This is a genomic window from Priestia sp. TRN 1309, from assembly GCF_050846875.1.
In the GTDB taxonomy this organism is placed as follows: domain Bacteria; phylum Bacillota; class Bacilli; order Bacillales; family Bacillaceae_H; genus Priestia; species Priestia zanthoxyli.
Genome location: NZ_JBOZGM010000005.1, coordinates 282,568 through 301,030, shown reverse-complemented (window position 1 = coordinate 301,030; position 18,463 = coordinate 282,568). Strand labels below are relative to the sequence as shown.

General features: G+C 38.9%; 19 protein-coding genes and 1 pseudogene. 6 read left to right on the top strand and 14 right to left on the bottom strand.

Annotation, left to right across the window (positions count from 1 at the left end; genetic code table 11):
• Window positions 1-158: 158 nt before the first annotated feature.
• Genes ACRPLQ_RS21015 through ACRPLQ_RS20995 form a run of 5 tightly spaced genes read right to left on the bottom strand, consistent with a single transcriptional unit; the run spans window position 159 to window position 4,073 of the window.
• Window positions 159-416: a YusU family protein gene (locus tag ACRPLQ_RS21015; RefSeq protein WP_028412083.1), complete on the bottom strand. Its 258-nt coding sequence runs from the start codon at window positions 414-416 to the stop codon at window positions 159-161.
• Window positions 409-1,179 carry an IucA/IucC family C-terminal-domain containing protein gene (locus ACRPLQ_RS21010; protein WP_165635039.1) on the bottom strand — a complete coding sequence of 257 codons (771 nt, stop codon included), beginning with the start codon at window positions 1,177-1,179 and terminating at the stop codon, window positions 409-411. Before ACRPLQ_RS21010 ends, ACRPLQ_RS21015 begins: the two co-directional genes overlap by 8 nt.
• Window positions 1,169-1,996, bottom strand: a complete 828-nt coding sequence (locus tag ACRPLQ_RS21005) for an ABC transporter ATP-binding protein (RefSeq protein ID WP_013059664.1) — start codon at window positions 1,994-1,996, stop codon at window positions 1,169-1,171. Before ACRPLQ_RS21005 ends, ACRPLQ_RS21010 begins: the two co-directional genes overlap by 11 nt.
• Window positions 1,997-2,022: 26 nt before the next feature.
• Window positions 2,023-3,072 (bottom strand): FecCD family ABC transporter permease, encoded by a 1,050-nt coding sequence (locus tag ACRPLQ_RS21000; protein ID WP_028412081.1) that lies wholly within the window; start codon window positions 3,070-3,072, stop codon window positions 2,023-2,025.
• A complete protein-coding gene (locus tag ACRPLQ_RS20995) occupies window positions 3,069-4,073 on the bottom strand; it encodes a FecCD family ABC transporter permease (RefSeq protein ID WP_028412080.1) in 1,005 nt (334 codons plus the stop codon). Before ACRPLQ_RS20995 ends, ACRPLQ_RS21000 begins: the two co-directional genes overlap by 4 nt.
• 179 nt (window positions 4,074-4,252) lie before the next feature.
• On the opposite strand from ACRPLQ_RS20995, the gene ACRPLQ_RS20990 reads away from it, so the two are divergent.
• Window positions 4,253-5,239: an ABC transporter substrate-binding protein gene (locus tag ACRPLQ_RS20990; protein ID WP_028412079.1), complete on the top strand. Its 987-nt coding sequence runs from the start codon at window positions 4,253-4,255 to the stop codon at window positions 5,237-5,239.
• A gap of 112 nt (window positions 5,240-5,351) precedes the next feature.
• Entirely contained in the window at window positions 5,352-5,525 is a 174-nt protein-coding gene (locus ACRPLQ_RS20985) for a YozQ family protein (RefSeq protein WP_080754494.1), read from the top strand.
• 33 nt (window positions 5,526-5,558) lie between these two features.
• Here ACRPLQ_RS20985 and ACRPLQ_RS20980 read toward each other — a convergent pair whose 3' ends face one another.
• Window positions 5,559-5,696 carry a hypothetical protein gene (locus ACRPLQ_RS20980; protein ID WP_014457868.1) on the bottom strand — a complete coding sequence of 46 codons (138 nt, stop codon included), beginning with the start codon at window positions 5,694-5,696 and terminating at the stop codon, window positions 5,559-5,561.
• Between the two features lie 36 nt (window positions 5,697-5,732).
• A complete protein-coding gene (locus ACRPLQ_RS20975) occupies window positions 5,733-8,843 on the bottom strand; it encodes an efflux RND transporter permease subunit (RefSeq protein WP_028412078.1) in 3,111 nt (1,036 codons plus the stop codon).
• A 268-nt stretch (window positions 8,844-9,111) separates the two neighbouring features.
• Between ACRPLQ_RS20975 and ACRPLQ_RS20970 the strand changes: the two genes are divergently transcribed.
• On the top strand, window positions 9,112-9,984 hold the full coding sequence (locus ACRPLQ_RS20970) for a TetR/AcrR family transcriptional regulator (RefSeq protein ID WP_165635040.1): 873 nt from the start codon (window positions 9,112-9,114) through the stop codon (window positions 9,982-9,984).
• A 21-nt stretch (window positions 9,985-10,005) separates the two neighbouring features.
• Here the strand turns inward: ACRPLQ_RS20970 and ACRPLQ_RS20965 are convergent, their stop codons facing one another.
• Window positions 10,006-10,590, bottom strand: a complete 585-nt coding sequence (locus ACRPLQ_RS20965; RefSeq protein WP_028412076.1) for a DUF502 domain-containing protein — start codon at window positions 10,588-10,590, stop codon at window positions 10,006-10,008.
• Between the two features lie 170 nt (window positions 10,591-10,760).
• On the opposite strand from ACRPLQ_RS20965, the gene ACRPLQ_RS20960 reads away from it, so the two are divergent.
• A complete protein-coding gene (locus tag ACRPLQ_RS20960) occupies window positions 10,761-11,555 on the top strand; it encodes an SDR family oxidoreductase (protein ID WP_028412075.1) in 795 nt (264 codons plus the stop codon).
• Window positions 11,556-11,684: 129 nt separating this feature from the next.
• Entirely contained in the window at window positions 11,685-12,887 is a 1,203-nt protein-coding gene (locus ACRPLQ_RS20955; RefSeq protein WP_033580435.1) for an MFS transporter, read from the top strand.
• A 39-nt stretch (window positions 12,888-12,926) separates the two neighbouring features.
• Here ACRPLQ_RS20955 and ACRPLQ_RS20950 read toward each other — a convergent pair whose 3' ends face one another.
• From ACRPLQ_RS20950 to ACRPLQ_RS20935, 4 genes and pseudogenes are all read right to left on the bottom strand, one after another.
• Window positions 12,927-13,358, bottom strand: a complete 432-nt coding sequence (locus tag ACRPLQ_RS20950) for a carboxymuconolactone decarboxylase family protein (RefSeq protein WP_033580434.1) — start codon at window positions 13,356-13,358, stop codon at window positions 12,927-12,929.
• A 136-nt stretch (window positions 13,359-13,494) separates the two neighbouring features.
• Window positions 13,495-14,388, bottom strand: a complete 894-nt coding sequence (locus ACRPLQ_RS20945) for a LysR family transcriptional regulator (protein WP_033580433.1) — start codon at window positions 14,386-14,388, stop codon at window positions 13,495-13,497.
• 124 nt (window positions 14,389-14,512) lie between these two features.
• Window positions 14,513-14,692 (bottom strand): annotated as a pseudogene (locus tag ACRPLQ_RS20940) (hypothetical protein).
• A 125-nt stretch (window positions 14,693-14,817) separates the two neighbouring features.
• On the bottom strand, window positions 14,818-15,444 hold the full coding sequence (locus tag ACRPLQ_RS20935; RefSeq protein ID WP_165635041.1) for an FMN-dependent NADH-azoreductase: 627 nt from the start codon (window positions 15,442-15,444) through the stop codon (window positions 14,818-14,820).
• 216 nt (window positions 15,445-15,660) lie between these two features.
• On the opposite strand from ACRPLQ_RS20935, the gene ACRPLQ_RS20930 reads away from it, so the two are divergent.
• A complete protein-coding gene (locus tag ACRPLQ_RS20930; protein WP_028412072.1) occupies window positions 15,661-16,374 on the top strand; it encodes an FTR1 family protein in 714 nt (237 codons plus the stop codon).
• 30 nt (window positions 16,375-16,404) lie between these two features.
• On the opposite strand, the gene ACRPLQ_RS20925 is transcribed toward ACRPLQ_RS20930, so the two are convergent.
• Entirely contained in the window at window positions 16,405-17,760 is a 1,356-nt protein-coding gene (locus tag ACRPLQ_RS20925) for a sensor histidine kinase (protein ID WP_028412071.1), read from the bottom strand.
• The gene (locus ACRPLQ_RS20920; protein WP_025752630.1) at window positions 17,738-18,463 is read right to left on the bottom strand and encodes a response regulator transcription factor; all 726 of its coding nucleotides are present in this window, start codon (window positions 18,461-18,463) and stop codon (window positions 17,738-17,740) included. The genes ACRPLQ_RS20925 and ACRPLQ_RS20920 overlap by 23 nt, the downstream gene beginning before the upstream one ends.

The window sequence follows — 18,463 nt, the reverse complement described above, 5'->3', positions numbered from 1 at the left end:
TGTCATGCACCTCACAAATTTTATCTAATTATCATTAATTTTACCATTTTATCAACCAGATAGATAGGCACCCTTCATTAACATATGCACACTAGATCAAAAAGCTACCTGGAGCTTTTTTGATAAAAAAACATTCATCAGCTTCGTGATGAATGTTTTTATTCTGGTTTTCGCTGTGACGCTCGATGCGCTTCATTCAGCTCTTTTATTTCCTTCACAATTTCAATCATTTCCGCTTTTGCGTCTGGATATAATTGATTCCAATGCTTTGTTAAAGGCGGCATAGATTTTGAGATATGGTTGTAAAGTGCCCACATTTTCACTTTTTCCTGCAGCTGTTCATCACTTTCTCCAACCATTAGTTCCGTATACTTTTCAATCAAACCGTCGAATTGCTCTTGAAAGGTTTTACTCATGCGCAGTCACTCCTTTCTTTGGTTTACAAATAACCGGACACGTTCGACAATAAGTCTCTTTATCTCCTGTTTGGTAGGACAAACAGCACGTTTTTCGTACTCTTATCTCCTGCTTTTGTTTCTCTATATATTGAGGAGGTGAACTGTACCGAGCAAGCGGATTGTTATGATATGAACCAAAGTGACGTCCCTCAGCTTCTTCTAACACGTATCGTAAATTCTTTTGCACTTTCACATTGTCTATTTCTTCGTTTGCTAAAAGCAAATCATAAAGCCAGTGAATATAAACAGCTACGTTTTCCCACAGCGTCAGCTTTGAGATTTTTGTCACTTTACGCAGTACTGACCACATCGGCTCAATTTGATAAGCAAACAATTCATCAAGAAGTTCATCAAGAAGAATTTCGCGATTATCCTCTGTTACTTCTGTCGTCTCAATTTCTGAGATAAACACTTTTGGAAGCCACATCGTTTCAACTTGTTCGGTATGCAAAGATACATTTTTAGTCGATGCATTTATCTTTTTTTGAAACACAATAAATGAATACAAAGCCGCAACCACAACAAAACTATACCGCTTTGCTAACATTGAAGCAGCTGCTCTCAAACTAGCGGCCTCCATCGTCTCTTGAATCCATAATAGCTGCACCTTCACCTTACTTTCATCCATGCAGCTGGCAGGAGAAAACCTGTACAGCGAGTTATCTTTAAACGTACAGCGGAATTTTTCTGCTAACTCGCTTTGCTCATTCCTACTGAGCATGCTGCGTTTCAACTCGCAGCTTATTCACAATACATCGTCCGCGCCCATGAGGAATACAAAGAGGCGTTCCAAATAACGGATCAACCGTCACTTCACAGTTCATATTAAAGACTCGCTGTACTAAATCGCAGTTAATGACTTCTTCTGGTCTTCCCTGTGCATAGATTTTTTTATCTTGAAGCGCCACAATATGATGAGCATAGCGGCAAGCTAAGTTTAAATCATGCAGCACCATTACGATGGTACGATTTTCTTTTTCATTCAGTTCAAACAACAAGTCCAAGATCTCAATTTGATGCGTCATATCTAAATATGTTGTCGGTTCATCAAGTAAAATAATATCTGTATCTTGCGCTAGTGTCATGGCAATCCATGCGCGCTGACGCTGTCCCCCAGAAAGCGAATCAACTTGACGATCTGCCAAGTCTGCTAAGCCTGTTGCTTCCAGTGCATTTTGCACTTTTTCTTCATCCTCTTGAGACCACTGGCGGAACCAATTTTGATACGGATAGCGCCCTTGTTTAACAAGCTGCAGCACAGTCAGACCTTCAGGTGCAACAGGACCTTGAGGAAGGATTGCTAGCTGCTTTGCAATTTCCTTGGTAGGAAGAGAAGAAATTTTAGAACCTTCTAGTAAAATAGAGCCTGCATGTGGCTTCAATAACCTTGCCAGTGAACGCAGCAGCGTAGATTTTCCGCATCCATTACTGCCGATAAAAACCGTAATCTCACCCTTTGGGATGGTAACGTCAAGCTCATCTATAATCATCGCTTCTCCATATGATAATGTTAGCGACTTTGTTTCTAACGAATGCATGCGAATCGCTCCTTCTACAAAGAATGCTATACGTTTCTTTGTTTGTATAGTAAATAAATGAAGTATGGTGCGCCAATTGCAGCTGTAAATACACCTGCTGGCACTTCGATTGGCAAGAAGAATGTTCGGCCAATTAAATCTGCTGCTGTGATTAAAATCGCTCCGATTAGTGCCGATAGCGGTATTAAAGCGCCGAATGACGAACCTACAAGCTTTCGGGCAATATGTGGAGCAAGTAACCCTACAAAGCTAATTCCACCGGCAAATGCAACGGCGCTCCCGGTTAAAGCTGTGCTCATCAGCAATAGTGCCAATCGATTTTTTTGAACGCGACTTCCAACGTTAGTCGCAATTTCTTCACCTAATTCTTGAACATTTAAATTTCGAATCATTAAAATCGTAATTATAACCAGCCCTGCAGTAACTGGAACTAGTACGGAAACACTGGCCCAATTTGAACCATACACCGTTCCGGTAATCCAAATATTTGCCTGGCTAGCGCGGTAGATAGGACCCATAATCATAAACAGCGTGGTCATAGCTTTCGTTAACGCTGTTAATCCAATTCCTATTAATACTAGTGTAATAGGAGAGACACCATTTTTCCAGGCAAACACATAAAGTAAAAGCGCCACTGCCACGGCACCTAAAAATGCGCTAACAGGCATCCAATTAATACTTACGGTTAACGAGTTGCTTTTATCACTAAATAGTGTCAAAAATAACACTACACCAACTGACGCTCCTCCTGTTAATCCAATTAAGTCTGGTGAAGCAAGCGGATTTCTCACAAGCCCCTGCAAGATAGCGCCCGCAATAGCTAGACAAATACCAGCACAAATGGCAACAATAATACGCGGCAGTCTAAAAGATGTAACAACTAATCGTTCAAACTCCAACCCATGACCCGCTAAAATTTTAATTACACGAAATGGATTAATAAATAAGTCACCCGTACCTGCACTTAACAAAAAGAGTGCAACAAGGACAGCTGAAAATCCGGTAATGATTAGAGCAGCTTTTATATTAACTAAAAATGAAATTCTCTTTAAGCGAAGAGATAAGTATGTTTTCATGACGTCTTCGCCCCTTTCCTTGCCATATAGATAAAGAAAGGTGTACCAATAACAGCAGTCATGACTCCAACAGGGATTTCTTGAGGCATAATGACGTACCTTGCGCCAACATCAGCTAATAAAATTAAAATCCCGCCGACAACCGCACTATAAGGAAATACCCAGCGATAATCTTGTCCTACGATTGCTCTTACAACGTGAGGAACAATGATTCCTACAAAGCTAATGGGACCGGCTACTGCAACGGCTCCCCCCGCTAAAATCGCAATAATGATGCCGCTTATAATTTTGACAAGAGCTGTTCTTTGACCTAATCCTTTGGCTACGTCTTCACCAATCGTTAAAATATTAATTTTTGAAGCGATAAAAAAAGTAACAATAATTGCTGGCACTACATAAGGCAGTATGCCATACAACATTTCAACCTTGCGTCCTTGCACAGACCCTGCCAGCCAAAAGAGGACTTGATCAAGCGAAGATTCATCCACAGCTAGCAGTCCTTGTGTTAAAGAAGAGAAAAAGGCTGCAATAGCCGCTCCTGCGAGCGTCAGTTTGATAGGCGTTAGCCCTTCTTTTCCAATGGACCCAAGAAAATAGACAACCACTACGGTTAGTGCCGCTCCTACAAATGCAATCCATGTAAAAGCTTGAAGTGAATTGACCGAAAAAATCATCACTGCAACAACAATAAAAAAGCTGGCCCCAGCGTTCACACCGATAATATCCGGTGAAGCAAGTGGGTTTTTCGTTAACGCCTGCATCATTGCTCCTGCAATTCCTAAACAAATACCTACCACAGCACCGATTATAGCGCGCGGCAATCGAATATTTTGAATAACTATGTGCTCATTCGAACCGTTAAACGCTTGAAAAGCTTCAAATGCTGTTTTGATACTTGTATCTGTGTATCCGAGTACGATACTTAATCCAATACAGATTAAAAGCAGCATGATTCCAATGATGAGCCCCATTACTTTCATTTGAACACTGCGTAGCATCATTTTCATTGCTCTCCTCTAAGATGATTCCTATATATATCTAACCTTTAGTTTAGGAAACATTGAAAAAAGTGTCAATGATTTTGAGAATCATTTTCAATTTTTAATTGACACCGCTTAAAAGTTAGAATATTATCTTAATTGTTAATGAAAATCATTATCACTTACGAGGGGGAAAAGATGTGAATACATATTCTAAAGGCAAGTTGTCATATTTGTTGTCCATTCTTACCATTATGACACTGCTTGTGCTGGCAGCCTGCGGTAATTCAAACGGCGCTGACAGCGATAAAAAAGAAAAAACTGAGGGTTCTGGCGAAACTTACACAGTAAAACACGCAATGGATAAAACCGATATTAAAGGAACGCCTAAACGAGTGGTTGTTTTAACGAACGAAGGTACTGAAGCTCTTCTTGCAATGGGTGTAAAGCCTGTGGGCGCTGTTCAATCATGGTTAGGAAATCCGTGGTATGACCATATTAAAGGTCAGATGAAAGGCGTTAAAAGTGTGGGTACAGAAAGCGAGCCAAGCTTAGAAGCAATCGCTGCTTTAAAGCCTGACTTGATTATCGGAAATAAAATGCGACAAGAAAAAGTATACGATCAGCTTAGTCAAATTGCTCCGACTGTATTCTCTGAGGAGCTGCGCGGAGATTGGAAATCAAACTTTAAGCTATATGCAAAAGCTGTAAACAAAGAAGAAAAAGGTAAAGAAGTATTAGCTGACTATGACAATCGCGTAGCAGATTTAAAGAAACGCCTTGGAGATCAGTTAAAACAAAAAATCTCAGTTGTACGCTTTACAGCTGGAGACGTTCGTATCTATCATAAAGATTCATTCTCAGGTGTTATTTTAGATCAGCTTGGATTTGCTCGCCCTGAGTCTCAAGACAAGGATGATTTTGCTGAAATGAATGCAACAAAAGAACGCATTCCGGCAATGGACGGCGATCAGCTATTTTACTTCTCTTATGAAACGGGAGACGGTGAAGCAACAAAGCTTGAAAAAGAATGGATAAACGATCCTCTCTTTAAAAAGCTAAAAGTGGCTCAAGAAAATCATGTTCATAAAGTAGATGATGCTACTTGGAATACAGCAGGCGGTGTGTTAGCAGCTAATATCGTCCTTGATGATATTGAAAAAATCTTCTTAGATAAAAAACAATAATAATATGAAAGAAAGAGCTTCGACGAATCGAAGCTCTTTCTTTCATGTATAATGTATTTCCTTTCATCGCACACTAACCGTGGTCTCACTTTATTAAATAGGAGTGGTGAAAATGAATTCAAAAAAACAGCCTAAAAAGCAGCCAGATACAAATGAAATGGCTGACCGTCAGTTCGAAACAGAAGATTATAACCGACAAGATGCACTCTCACAAGGTCTAGCAGAAACACATGAGCAAATAAGCGACGCCTATCAAGAAGGATCATTTGAAGATACAGATCGTTAATAAAAAAAGAGCTGACTCTAAGTCAGCTCTTTTTTATTTTGAATGCTGCCATGCCGTTTTAGGCAATGACATGGACATCCACTGCTGGCGCTTTGATTTATCAATCGTCACTTTCTTTGCTTTAATTCCTTGTTGAATCAGCTGTTTCATTAGTTTATCAATTGACTTCATCGCTATTCACCTCAAAAGCGGAAATTTGTCTTGCTTCTACTCTTTTACTTTTTTGCGCTTAAACTTCATAAAAAACTCATAGACAATTGGAACGATAATGAGCGTAAGCAGCGTAGAACTTGTTAGTCCTCCAATCACGGTAACCCCTAGCCCTTTTGAGATAAGGCCTCCACCTTCAAATCCAAAAGCTAATGGAAGCAGTGCACCAATCGTTGCAATAGCTGTCATTAAGATCGGGCGAAGACGTGTCATTCCAGCTTCTAGTAAAGCTTCACGCGTTGAAAGACCCTCTTGCTCTTTATGAATCACGCGGTCAATCAGAACAATCGCATTGGTTACCACAATTCCAATCAGCATAAGAGCTCCAATCATCGAAGAAATACTAATCGTTTCCCCAGAGATTAAAAGCGCCACTAGCGCACCAATAAGTGTAAATGGAAGTGAGAATAAGATAGCAAATGGCGCTAAACCTCCACCAAATGTCAGTACAAGTACGAAGTACACGATACCAATGGCTGCGAGCATGGCAATTCCTAATTGACTAAATGAGTCATTAATTTGCTCTGATGCTCCGCCAAAGTTAATGTCCATATCACTTGGCAAATCAATTTTCTTCACTTCTTTTTGGACGTTAGAAGAAACACCGCCTACATCGTCACTCTTAATATCGGCACTTACCTCTGCATAAATTTTATTATCACGGCGAGTTACCGTATTCGACGTTTTACCTTTTTTAATATCGACAACTTCATTTAATGTAACTTCCTGTCCAGTTTGAGAGGTCACTTTTGTGCTTGAAAGTTCGGCAAAAGTAGAGAAATCCTCTTTTTCTTTTGGAAGGTATACGTTAATTTCGTTTCCGTCTTTTTGGATAGTTGTTAATACTTCACGCTGTCCAAGGTTGGAAATCTGCATTCCGATTTGACTAGCAGACAAGCCGAGTTCAGCGGCTTTCTTTTGGTTCGGTACTAGCGTATATTCATCAAACGTATCTGAAAGCGTAGAATCGACATTTTTCAGTTCTTTATGCTTTTCTAAAACGCGCTGAACTTTATCAGCATAAGGTTTGATTTCGTCTAAGCTATCTCCGTAAATAAGGACGTTTAATGAATTATTGCTGCCGCTAGACGCCGTATTCATGGAGCCCCATTCACCTTGATTCGCTTGTTTATTCAGAGCTTTTAATACTTTATCCTGCTCTTTATCAAAGTTTTGTGTATCCTCGTCATATTGCACAAATGTTAAAACGTTATTTTTGCTTCCCGGATTAAAAGAGTTACCTTCACCGAACGAATACTGAACCGTTTTGACACCATCTCGCTTCATCAAGTACGCTTCTGCGCGATTCGCTGCTTTTTCCACGTCGCTTTGAGACTGTCCGGCTTTCGGTGTATACGTAAGCGTCAGCGTTTTTTCTTGATCGGATGATAAAAAGCTAACCCCAATAGAAGGAACTAAAAATAAACTTCCTACTAACAGTAGTACGGCTAACCCAAAGGAAATAAGCTTATGGTTTAGCGTCCAGTTCAAAATTCGCTTATATCCGTGCGCTAGTTTGCTTGGCTTTTCTTCTTTGACTTTTACATTTGTTTTAAATAACGAATGAGCAAGCATTGGCACGAGTGTTACCGCTACTAGCAGTGATGCTAACAGTGCAAAAACAACCGTTAACGCAAACGGTAAGAATAGCTCTCCTACCGGTCCTTCTACGAGACCTAACGGTAAGAATACGGCCACGGTTACGACTGTAGAAGAAAAAATCGGAACAAACATTTCTTTCGTCGCCGCGACAATTAAATCTTTTCCTGTAAGCTTTTCTTCCTGATAAGCCATGCGGCGGTAAATATTTTCAATAACGACAATGGAATCATCTACAACCCTTCCGATGGCTACAGTCATCGCTCCAAGCGTCATAATATTTAAAGAGATATCCATTGATTTGAGCGCCAAAATGGCGATTAATAGCGAAAGCGGAATTGAAATAACGGCAATAATCGTTGAACGAATATCACGTAAAAATAAAAGAATAATAATAACCGCAAAGACCGCACCGATAATAGCTTTATTTAGCATCGTATGAACAGAATCTTCAATCGGTTTACCTTGATCAAAAATATTGTCAACGTGAAGGTCTTTATTTTTCTTTTCTAGGCTATTCATTTTTTCTTTAATATCATTTACAACATTTACTGTGTTCGCATCCTTCGCTTTGACAACTTGTACAGCAATTGAAGGTTTTCCGTTCGTGCGAGAAATGGATTCTGCTTTCCCCGTCACTTTAACATCCGCAATTTCTTTTAATTTCACAGTTGGAATCGAAGCTGCGGACGGCGCCTGCTGCACAGCTCCTTGTGTTTGCTGCTGGCTCATTCCTTGTTGCTGACCTTGAGCAGCTCCTTGACTAGGCACAGCTGGAATCTCTAAGTTTTCCAAATCTTTTTCTGTTGTCATCTTTCCGTCTACCACAACAGATTTTTGAGATCCATCCATCGTATACGTACCAGCCGGCACTTTTGCATCGGATGCTTGGATCAGCTTTTTCACCGTATCTTCATCGAGTCCCAGCTGCTTGAGCTTGTCTTGTTTGAATACAAGTTCTGCTTCTTCAACTTGTTCTCCTGACACGCTGACCGAAGAAATGCCTTGCACTTTTTCAACTTGTGGAACAACGGTATTTTTTACATACTTCGTTAAGTCTTCTAATGATTTTTTATCATCTGAAACACTTAATGAAATAATCGGAAAATCACTGATGCTTTGTCTTGAAACATTTGGTTCCTCTACATCATCTGGCAGATCCACGTTTGAAAGAGCTCGTCTGACTTCGTCTTCTGCCTTCTCCATATTTTTACTAAAGCCATATTCAACTTGAATGGTAGCCATATTTTCATAAGAAGACGAGCTAACTGTGTCAACGCCGCTCAGTCCCTGAAGCTTTTGTTCAATTGGCTTACTCACCTTGTCTGCCACTTGTTCCGGAGTGGCGCCCGGATAAGTTGCACTGACTGTTACAACAGGCGTTGATATATCAGGAATGGTCTCTAGCTTCATATTAAATCCTGAATACAGCCCTGCAATAATGACAAAGAGTGTTAACAGCCATACTGCAAATTTATTTTTCAATGAAAATTTAATAAACTTCCCCAATGCATATCCTCCTTCAAATATATGTATACTAACAAAATTGACTGATTGGTCACAACAACTTAAAATATAAATGACTAACCGGTCAGTGTCAACCCTAAGCAGTCTCTCTCCTAATATGTTCATAATAAAGACATATTTACGATAAATCTTTTTTAGAGGAACTGACTCCCGTTCTTAACTTTGATATATACCTTTATCTTTTTTAGTGTATGATACTATTATCTAACGAAATGAATGGTCAAATTGTTCAATAAAGGAGGTAGAATACTTGAAAGAAAAAGAAAAAAGAATAATTGAAGCTTCGATTAAGCTTTTTGCAAAAAAAGGATTTAATGCTACCTCTGTGCAAGAAATTGTAGATGAATGCAACATTTCAAAAGGTGCATTTTACCTGCACTTCAAATCTAAGGATGCACTTTTATTATCAATTCTAAACTTTTACTATGAAAAGCTCTTTAGCTCTGTTTATGCTCTCGACGAGGAAGTAAACGATGCCCGCAGCCGCTATATGAATCAGCTCATCTATTTCTATGAATTTATTACAGAGCACAGAGATTTTATTATCATGCAAATCCGGGAAAAATCGATTCCATTTAACAAAGAAGTGGAGACCTTTGTTCATAAAATGCAGCGAGAAACGTTTTACTTTCATCGCAAAAGCCTCGTTAGCGTATACGGAGAAGACGTAACTCCTTATATCTCCGATTTAACGAAAATGATTGAAGGTATTCATCATTCCTTTTTAGAAATTATTATCTTCAATCAATACGAGCTTACCTTTAAAGAAGTCGCGCAGTACATAATGGAACGAGTTGATGTATTAGTAGAAGATTTATTAGCTAGAAAACCTCGTCCCCTTATTCCCGCTTCTTTTGGTGAAGATATATACGGAAAGGAACGAACGACTTTTCTAAGTAAAAATGAGCAGGTAAAACAAGCTCTTGAGGAAATTAAACATCTGCTAGACACCAGCGATCATATTTCTGATGAACACGCAGACAGCTTTCACATTTTACAAACGGAGCTAAAAAAAGATAAGCCTACCGCTGCTATTGTAAAAGGCATGGTTGGAAATTTAACGGAACTTAAACCGTTGGAAGCACCGCTTAATCTTTTAACAGCTTTACTCCAACAAAAATAACAGAAGGCTTGAAGCCTTCTGTTATTTTTCTGCTTTTGAACTAGATACTCCCCCAGATAACACGAACTTCATTGCTTCTTCCGGCTTAATATCTAACCATTCAATTTCTTCTTTTGGAATCAAAAAAGTAAAACCGGCTACTTGAAAAGTTTGTGGAACATAGACAGCGACATGGTCTTTTAACGAGTGAATCACCTCTTCTACTTCTTCAGAGGTCACAAACCCTATGACTTTCATTGACGTGCCGGGCATTGGCACTAAAGCTACTTTTGAAAAAGACTTTTTCTCTCCAAGAAAAGATTGAAATGTATCTTTAATGACACTATATAGCGTTTTAACAAGCGGTATTTTTTCTAACAATCGATCAATTAAGTTAATAATTTTCCCAGCGAAAAAACGGGTAGATAACCACCCTAAGAACGTAATTAAGACAAGCGTTGCTAAGATTCCAATACCAGGTATATAATCCTGCTTCATATAGGGCTTCAATACGTTTCCTAAAATGCTGTCTAAAAAATTAAATACTCTTACCAAAATATAAATAACAAGGATAATAGGGACAATCGTTAAGAGTCCATTAATAAAACTTTTTATGATTGCTTTCATGCAAACACCTCATTTTTCCTGACATACTGCTGTTCATTATACAATGGATTTGTTTTGCTGCGTCTTTTTATTTCTATTCACATACGTATAAACTAGCGACGTTTTATCAAAATAATAGATGGGTACATGAACATACATACTTATATATTTATTTTTTCGGAGGGATACAATTGGGACGTTTAGAATCAAAAATTGCTGTTATTACAGGGTCAAGCTCTGGTATAGGAAAAGCAACTGCTGAGCGCTTTGCGAAAGAAGGAGCGGTTGTTATTTGTGCCGATATTAATTTGGACGGGGTAAAAAAAGTAGCAAAAGAAATTAAAGACGCTGGCGGTGAAGCATACGCCTACTATATCGATGTAGCTGAAGAAGAAAAAGTAAAAGAGTTCACAGCGGAAATTGAAAAGAAATTTGGAAAAGTGGATATTCTTTTTAATAATGCGGGGACAGACACAGAAGGCGGCAAGCTTCACGAATATCCTGTAGAACTTTGGGATCGCTTAATGTCGGTAGATTTACGCGGAACATTTCTTGTAAGCAAATATGTTATTCCGCTGATGTTAGAAAATGGCGGGTCGATTATTAATAATTCATCCGTATCCGGACTGGCAGCAGACTTAGACCGTTCAGGCTATAACGCGGCGAAAGGTGCTATTACCAACTTAACAAGAACCATGGCAATTGACTACGCTCGTGAAGGTATTCGCGTTAACTCAATTGCTCCTGGAACAATTGAAACGCCTCTTCTTGATGATTTATCAGGCGCTGAAGAAGGAAAAAAATTCAGAAAAGCATATGAATGGGTCGATCCCATGGGCCGTTTAGGCAAACCAGAAGAAGTAGCCGGTGCCGTATTATTTTTAGCATCCGATGACAGCTCATATGTAACGGGTGACTGCATTACGGTAGATGGCGGTCATATGGCGTATACATGGCCTGGAAAAATGCTTTACGATAAAATGTGAGAATACAATTAGCTCTATACCTTAAGGTATAGAGCTTTTCCGTTTGCATTTTTTCTTTAAAATAGACGTGACATTATGTCAAGACAGGTGTAAACTTAAAGCAAAATTCTTTGCTTCTAGGAGGAAGACATGAAAACAAAACAATTATCAGAACGTCAGCTTCTTGGCATCGCAGGGCTAGGATGGCTCTTCGATGCAATGGATGTTGGCATTTTGTCTTTTATCATTGCAGCTCTTCACGCTGAATGGGGACTTTCCCCTACTGAAATGAGTTGGATAGGCAGCGTTAACTCGATCGGGATGGCCGTTGGAGCTCTCGTGTTCGGGCTGCTGGCTGATCGAATTGGGCGAAAAACCGTTTTTATTGTGACTCTTGTTCTTTTTTCAGTGGCAAGCGGACTTTCGGCTCTTACTACTACCCTTGCTGCTTTTTTAGTATTTCGATTTTTAATTGGAATGGGTTTAGGAGGAGAGCTGCCTGTTGCTTCTACCCTTGTGTCTGAGACCGTGGCGCCGGAAAAACGCGGTAAAGTGGTCGTCTTGTTAGAAAGTTTTTGGGCGTTCGGCTGGCTACTGGCAGCGCTTATTTCTTACTTTGTAATCCCAGCTTACGGGTGGCAGCTAGCTCTTATCCTAACGGCTATACCAGCATTTTATGCCATTTATTTGCGCATCAAACTGCCAGATTCTCCTCAATTTTTAGAGGCGACAAAGGAAAAGAAACCGTCTATTGCGGACAATGTAAGAAGCGTGTGGTCTAAGCCTTATCGTCAATCTACCGTTATGCTGTGGGTTCTGTGGTTTTGCGTTGTATTTTCATATTACGGCATGTTTTTATGGCTACCTAGCGTCATGGTCATTAAAGGATTTAGCTTAATCAAAAGCTTTGAATATGTATTGATTATGACATTAGCTCAACTGCCTGGCTATTATACGGCTGCTTGGTTTATTGAACGCATGGGCCGAAAATTCGTATTGGTCACATATCTGTTAGGTACGGCTGCCAGCGCATATATCTTCGGAAATGCAGAGTCACTTTGGCTGCTGCTAACAGCAGGTATGCTGTTGTCTTTCTTCAACTTAGGCGCTTGGGGAGCTTTATACGCGTATACACCTGAGCAATATCCGACATCTATTCGAGGCACAGGGGCTGGAATGGCAGCTTCTTTTGGACGAATTGGAGGAATTTTAGGACCGCTGTTAGTTGGGTATATGTCAACCCAAGGTGCGTCTTTAACGATTACGTTCTCCATCTTTTGTGCAGCTATTTTAATCGGTGTTGGTTCGGTTGTTTTTCTAGGAAAAGAAACCAAACAAAAGCAGCTCGCATAAAAAAAAGACGCTCTTTTAGAGCGTCTTTTTTTTTGCTTATTATTTATTTTCTACTAGCTCTTTTTCGCCTGTATCTACTTCCACGTCACGCTGAGCGAATACTTTCTTGGCTACGCTTAAAGCATTTAACACGCGAGGGAAACCCGTATATGGAATTAATTGAATGATGCTCTCCACAATTTCATTCGGCTCTAGTCCAGCTGTTAAACCTGTGTTTAAATGCAGCTCAAGCTGAGGCTCTGTACCCTGAGTAACCAATGACGAAATGGTAACTAAAGCTCGCTGCTTATTCGTTAAACCTGGTCGTGAATAAATGTCTCCATAGGCAAATTCAATAATATATTTCCCAACGTCAGGAGCTAGGTCTTTTAAGTCTTCCGTAATTTTTAAATGAGTCGAAATATCATCGTTACTCGTTAACGTATATTCCATTAATTTATCTAAACCTTTTTGATAACTATTTTGTGCCATGTAAAATCAGCCTCCGTATTTTTTACTGACACCGCGCGGAATCAATGTTTGTTTTCGTGTATGTTTTCTACACTATCTACTTTAACGCACATTCTTTCTTTCGTAAAATACATATATTCAATACAACATATGCATTTTATCTATATAAAACAGAATGCTGTTCATTCATATAGTGAAGGAATTGTTTAGAGGCATATGAAATATATTTATCTTTTTTTAAAATCAATCCTAAATCCCATGAAATTGAAGGATTGGTAATAGGAATTGCTTTTACAACAGCAGAATCCACTTTTGCTGCAATGGACTGTGGAAAGATAGATACACCTAAGTTTTCCGCAATCATTTCACCAATAAAATCCCATTGAGAGCTCTCGTAAGCTACGTTAGGTTCAAATCCTGCTTGTTGACACGCCTGAATAAGCCGGTCGTGAAGCGTAAAATCTTCATTAAATAAAATAAATTTCTCTTGGGCTAGTTCATTAATTTCCACATGAGTTTTAGAGGCCAAAGGATGAGAATGGTGAACATATAAAAGCATTTTTTCAGAGATAAAAGGATTAATATCAAAAAGATGTTCATTTACTGGAAGCACCGCTACACCTAAGTCTAACTCTCCTTTTTCTACTGCTTTTTGAACACGATTGGCTCCGTATTCAATAAGTTTAATTGTGATATCTGGATAGAGCTGCTGAAACCCTTTAATAATCTTTGGAAAGAACAGGACTCCAATCAATGGAGGAATTCCAATTTTAATCATGCCTTTTTTCAGATTCATCACATCATATAGATAAGTCGATAGCTCATCAATGGATGCCATAACTTTTTGTCCTTGCGCATACACAACTTCCCCGGCATCCGTTAAATCAATCTGTCTTGCGGACCGATCAATTAATTCTACTTCCAATTCTTCTTCTAAGTTTTTCACCATTTTGCTCAAGGTCGGCTGTGAAATATGGAGACTTTGAGATGCTTTAGTAAAGCTCCTTAATTTAGCGACTTCTAAAAAATAATTAAGCTGACGAATATCCATCTCTGCTCCTCCTATAGATAAAGCGAATATATTTTATCTTATTTATTCATTTTACCTATTATTTTTTAAGATATACAGATAAAAAATATAAAGAAAAGATGGACACATAATAAATCAATTTACTCTAAATAAGGACAAATGGGATAAAGGCGCTAGTATGGACCGCTTGTGACACGGCTGTTGATTTCCGTGCAAGGCTTCGCTTTCCGCGGGCGGGCGCTGAGCCTCCTCGTCACTTGCGCTCCTGCGGGGTCTCACCTGTTCCGCTTTTCCCGCAGGAGTCTTCGCCTTGCCCTCCAATCAACACCTAAAAGCTACTACATGCACGAAACCTACGCTTACCATAACATCAAAAAATCCGAACGATTTATCGTTCGGATATACCTTCACCTAAAATACTTTTGTCCTGTCCTTTTTTACTACGGTTATTTAAAATATTTTGGCTGCTTGTGCTGCTTGTTCTAAGCCACTTTCAATAATTTCTTGAGCACGATCCGGAAACTGATTATGTCCTTCAATAATAACGGAGTTCACGTCCGTGATTCCAAAGAATTGAAGTACGCTGCTAACATATTTAACGGCCATTTCGACCTCAGTTGCTGGACCTTCTGAATATACTCCGCCACGCGCGTTTAATAACATCACCTTTTTATCGCCCAGTAATCCCACAGGACCTTCTGGCGTATACTTAAACGTTTTGCCTGCTTGATTTAAATAATCAAAGTACGTATGAAGCACGGCCGGCACAGTAAAATTCCAAAGAGGAAAGGCAATGACAATTTTATCAGCTTTCACAAATTGTTCTAGGTAACGATTAGCAATTTCTGCTGCTTTGTTTTCCGCTGCCGTCACTTCTAGTCCTCTTGCTAATTTAAACTGACCGTTTATCATGTCAGCACCTAAATAAGGAAGTTCTTCTTTGAACAAATTTAGCTCCATTATTTCTTCACCTTGGTGCGATTGTTGATAGCTTTCTAAAAACGCATCATATAATTTTACGCTGACCGCTTCACTTGCCGATCTGTCATTTGCTTTTATAAAAAGAGTATAACTCATACTAAAACCTCCACTGATTGTTGATACTCTTATTTTATTCGCTTTGTCCTTGCGTTTCGCACGACTTTATAATGAAATACTTTCATACTTTAGTCGGAGAAATCTTATATAAGTAAGAATTTTTAAAGAGCCAAAAATCACATTGACAACGATAATCATTATCATTAAAATTAGAGAGAAATTATTATTTATCATTTAAAGTAAGGGGAGCTTTTTATGTGGTCAAGTTTGGCTTTGTCGCTTCGTGAAGGTTTAGAAGCATCGCTTATCATTGGAATTATTTTAGCTCATGTTACAAAAATCGGCCGAAAAGACTTAAAATATTCCGTCTTTATTGGCGCTGCTGCTGGCCTTATTTTCAGCTTAGTATTTGGCTTTATTGGTTTTAATGAGGCGAAAGAGTTAGAAGAAGAGTCAGAAGAAATTTTTGAAGGAGTCATGATGCTTTTAGCTGCTGGCCTTATTGCTTATTTTATTCTGTGGTTGCACCGAAGCAAAGAAGTGACATCTTCAGTTACATCAAAAATTTCCAAAAGCTCTTCCAAGTGGGGATTAATCGTTTTAGCCTTTTTATCTGTCTTTCGTGAAGGAACAGAACTAATCATTTTTAATCTGACACAAGTGAATCAACACGCCTCTTCTATTGTATTCGGCAGTATAAGTGGCATTTTGCTGGCCGTCGTTATTACATACATTCTGTTCAAAACAGCTATTAAGCTGAACCTTTGGATTATTTTTAAAGCGCTTGGTATTTTCCTTATTTTTATTGGAGGAGAGTTATGCGGTGAAGGTTTGGTTAAGCTATTTGAAGCTGGTGGAGAACCCCTTGAGATAATTGGATTTAGTGTATTTACAGTTGCATCACTGTATCTATTCTTCCAAACGGAGTTAAAAAAATTAAGAGTAAGAAAACAAAAATCAGCATCATGATCATAAAAAAGCCGCCTAATGGCGGCTTTTTTAGTTTATAGATGAAACGGGAAGATGAATCACAACTTCCGTCCCTTGTTCTTCTTCACTTTTAATAAAAATCTCGCCTTTATGCTGGCGGACAATAGTTTGTGCAATCGATAGTCCAAGCCCCGTTCCTCCCGTAGCTCTGCTTCTAGCTTTATCCACTCGGTAGAAACGTTCAAAAATATGTGCAAGATCTTCTTTTGGAATACCAATTCCATAGTCTTTCACTTTGATAATGACATCTTCCTGCTTTTTTTCCACGGTCACTTCAATTTTATTCGTACTGTATTTAATTGCATTATCAAGCAAAATAATCAGCACTTGCTTCATTTTCAGTTCATCCACTTGAATCATAATGGGCGTTTGATCATAATGAAGAACTAATTCTCTTTTGTATACCTGCTGCAGCTGCTTAACGATTTGTTCAAAAATAAGAACAAGATCTGTTTGCTTCATATCAAGCGTTTGTTCTTTTTCCACACTTGCCAGATCAAGCAGCGTTTCAATCATTTTTTGCATTTTGGTTGCTTCCGCATAGATGGTGTCGATCGCATCCAGCGTAATTTCTTCATTTTTAATCCCTCTTCTTCTTAATAAATTAGAATAACTGCGAATAACAGTTAGAGGGGTTTTTAATTCGTGAGAAGCATCAGAAACAAACTGATTTTGCTTTTCAATATTTTCTCGCAAGCGGTCAATCATATGATTAAACGTAACGGTCATACCCTGCAGTTCATCTCTCGTCTCCGTTTGAATGAGAACTTTTTTAGGAACACCGCTCTCTTCAATCTCTTTCATCGTTGTGACCATATTTTTAATAGGATGCATAATGACGCGTGATAACCATCTTCCTCCTAAAAGCGACAGTAAAATGGACACAAGCGAACAAAAAATCAAAATTGATAGCAAAATATCTTTGCGGGTTTCAAAACCAGTCAGGAGCTCACCAATCTCAAGCGTTTCAACGACTTGATTATTGACTTTGACAGGCATGCGAATAACCAATATTTGTTTTTCTCTAATTTTGCGAAGCTTCACCTTTTTTTTCTTTGAAAATTCGGGCTTAATTTTCACCAGATGAGGATCATTTGATACTTGATTAATGACCGTAGAATTTTCTGAGACTGTTCGGATAAATGAATGGTTGGTCAAATAAAATTTTAGTAACTCTGGCGAAAGCTCCACGGAATGATCTTGCTGACCTTTTTGAATAATCTCGCGTGCTTTTTCGAATAAAATGTCCTGTTCCATATTCACCGTAGATTTAGTGAAGGAGAAAAAAACAACGATGTTCATGATTAATAAAATAACCACTAGCCATGCTGTTGTCAGCAAATTAATCTTCGTCGTGATCTTCATGTTTCTCCTCTTTCATCATATATCCTACGCCCCGCACCGTATGAATGAGAGAAGTAGAAAAACCTTCATCTACTTTTTTTCTTAAGTGGCGAATATACACATCAATTACGTTTGTTTCTCCTTCATATTCATAGCCCCAAACGTTTGTGAGAATCCCTTCTCTCGTGACAATTTTATTTTTATTCGTAAGCAAATACACGACTAAATCATACTCTTTCGGTGTCAACGTAATGGATTCATTGTTTCTTAGGACTTCCCTTGTTTCAAGATTAATGGTCAAATCACTGATCGTTAAGAGCTCTGCTTCAGCTTCTTTCGTTCCTGATGCTTCTACGAGCGAACGATAGCGAATACAAGAGCGAACTCGTGCTAACAGCTCTTCAATTTCAAACGGTTTTGTAACATAATCATTAGCCCCTTGGTCTAACCCCATTACCTTATCTAACGTCGTATTTCGGGCAGTTAATAAAATAACTGGCGTAAACACTTCCGCTTTCCGAAGTCTTCTTAACACCTCAATACCGCTCAGACTTGGAAGCATCACGTCGAGCAAAATGAGGTCATATTGAGCGGATATTGCCGTCTCTAAACCCGCTTTCCCGTCGTACTCAACATCTACTTCATAATCTTCAAATTCCAATTCAATCTTTAGCACTTTCGCAATTTGCGCTTCATCTTCCACAATTAAAATTTTCTCTTTCAT

What these genes read in the sequence shown, in the direction of transcription:
- ACRPLQ_RS20935 (WP_165635041.1), bottom strand. Translation starts at nt 15,444, where the DNA reads ATGAGTTATACTCTTTTTATAAAAGCAAATGACAGATCGGCAAGTGAA.
- ACRPLQ_RS21005 (WP_013059664.1), bottom strand. Translation starts at nt 1,996, where the DNA reads ATGCATTCGTTAGAAACAAAGTCGCTAACATTATCATATGGAGAAGCG.
- ACRPLQ_RS20950 (WP_033580434.1), bottom strand. Translation starts at nt 13,358, where the DNA reads ATGGCACAAAATAGTTATCAAAAAGGTTTAGATAAATTAATGGAATAT.
- ACRPLQ_RS20925 (WP_028412071.1), bottom strand. Translation starts at nt 17,760, where the DNA reads ATGAAGATCACGACGAAGATTAATTTGCTGACAACAGCATGGCTAGTG.
- ACRPLQ_RS20945 (WP_033580433.1), bottom strand. Translation starts at nt 14,388, where the DNA reads ATGGATATTCGTCAGCTTAATTATTTTTTAGAAGTCGCTAAATTAAGG.
- ACRPLQ_RS20985 (WP_080754494.1), top strand. Translation starts at nt 5,352, where the DNA reads ATGAATTCAAAAAAACAGCCTAAAAAGCAGCCAGATACAAATGAAATG.
- ACRPLQ_RS21015 (WP_028412083.1), bottom strand. Translation starts at nt 416, where the DNA reads ATGAGTAAAACCTTTCAAGAGCAATTCGACGGTTTGATTGAAAAGTAT.
- ACRPLQ_RS21010 (WP_165635039.1), bottom strand. Translation starts at nt 1,179, where the DNA reads ATGCTCAGTAGGAATGAGCAAAGCGAGTTAGCAGAAAAATTCCGCTGT.
- ACRPLQ_RS20980 (WP_014457868.1), bottom strand. Translation starts at nt 5,696, where the DNA reads ATGAAGTCAATTGATAAACTAATGAAACAGCTGATTCAACAAGGAATT.
- ACRPLQ_RS21000 (WP_028412081.1), bottom strand. Translation starts at nt 3,072, where the DNA reads ATGAAAACATACTTATCTCTTCGCTTAAAGAGAATTTCATTTTTAGTT.
- ACRPLQ_RS20965 (WP_028412076.1), bottom strand. Translation starts at nt 10,590, where the DNA reads ATGAAAGCAATCATAAAAAGTTTTATTAATGGACTCTTAACGATTGTC.
- ACRPLQ_RS20920 (WP_025752630.1), bottom strand. Translation starts at nt 18,463, where the DNA reads ATGAAAGAGAAAATTTTAATTGTGGAAGATGAAGCGCAAATTGCGAAA.
- ACRPLQ_RS20995 (WP_028412080.1), bottom strand. Translation starts at nt 4,073, where the DNA reads ATGATGCTACGCAGTGTTCAAATGAAAGTAATGGGGCTCATCATTGGA.
- ACRPLQ_RS20930 (WP_028412072.1), top strand. Translation starts at nt 15,661, where the DNA reads ATGTGGTCAAGTTTGGCTTTGTCGCTTCGTGAAGGTTTAGAAGCATCG.
- ACRPLQ_RS20955 (WP_033580435.1), top strand. Translation starts at nt 11,685, where the DNA reads ATGAAAACAAAACAATTATCAGAACGTCAGCTTCTTGGCATCGCAGGG.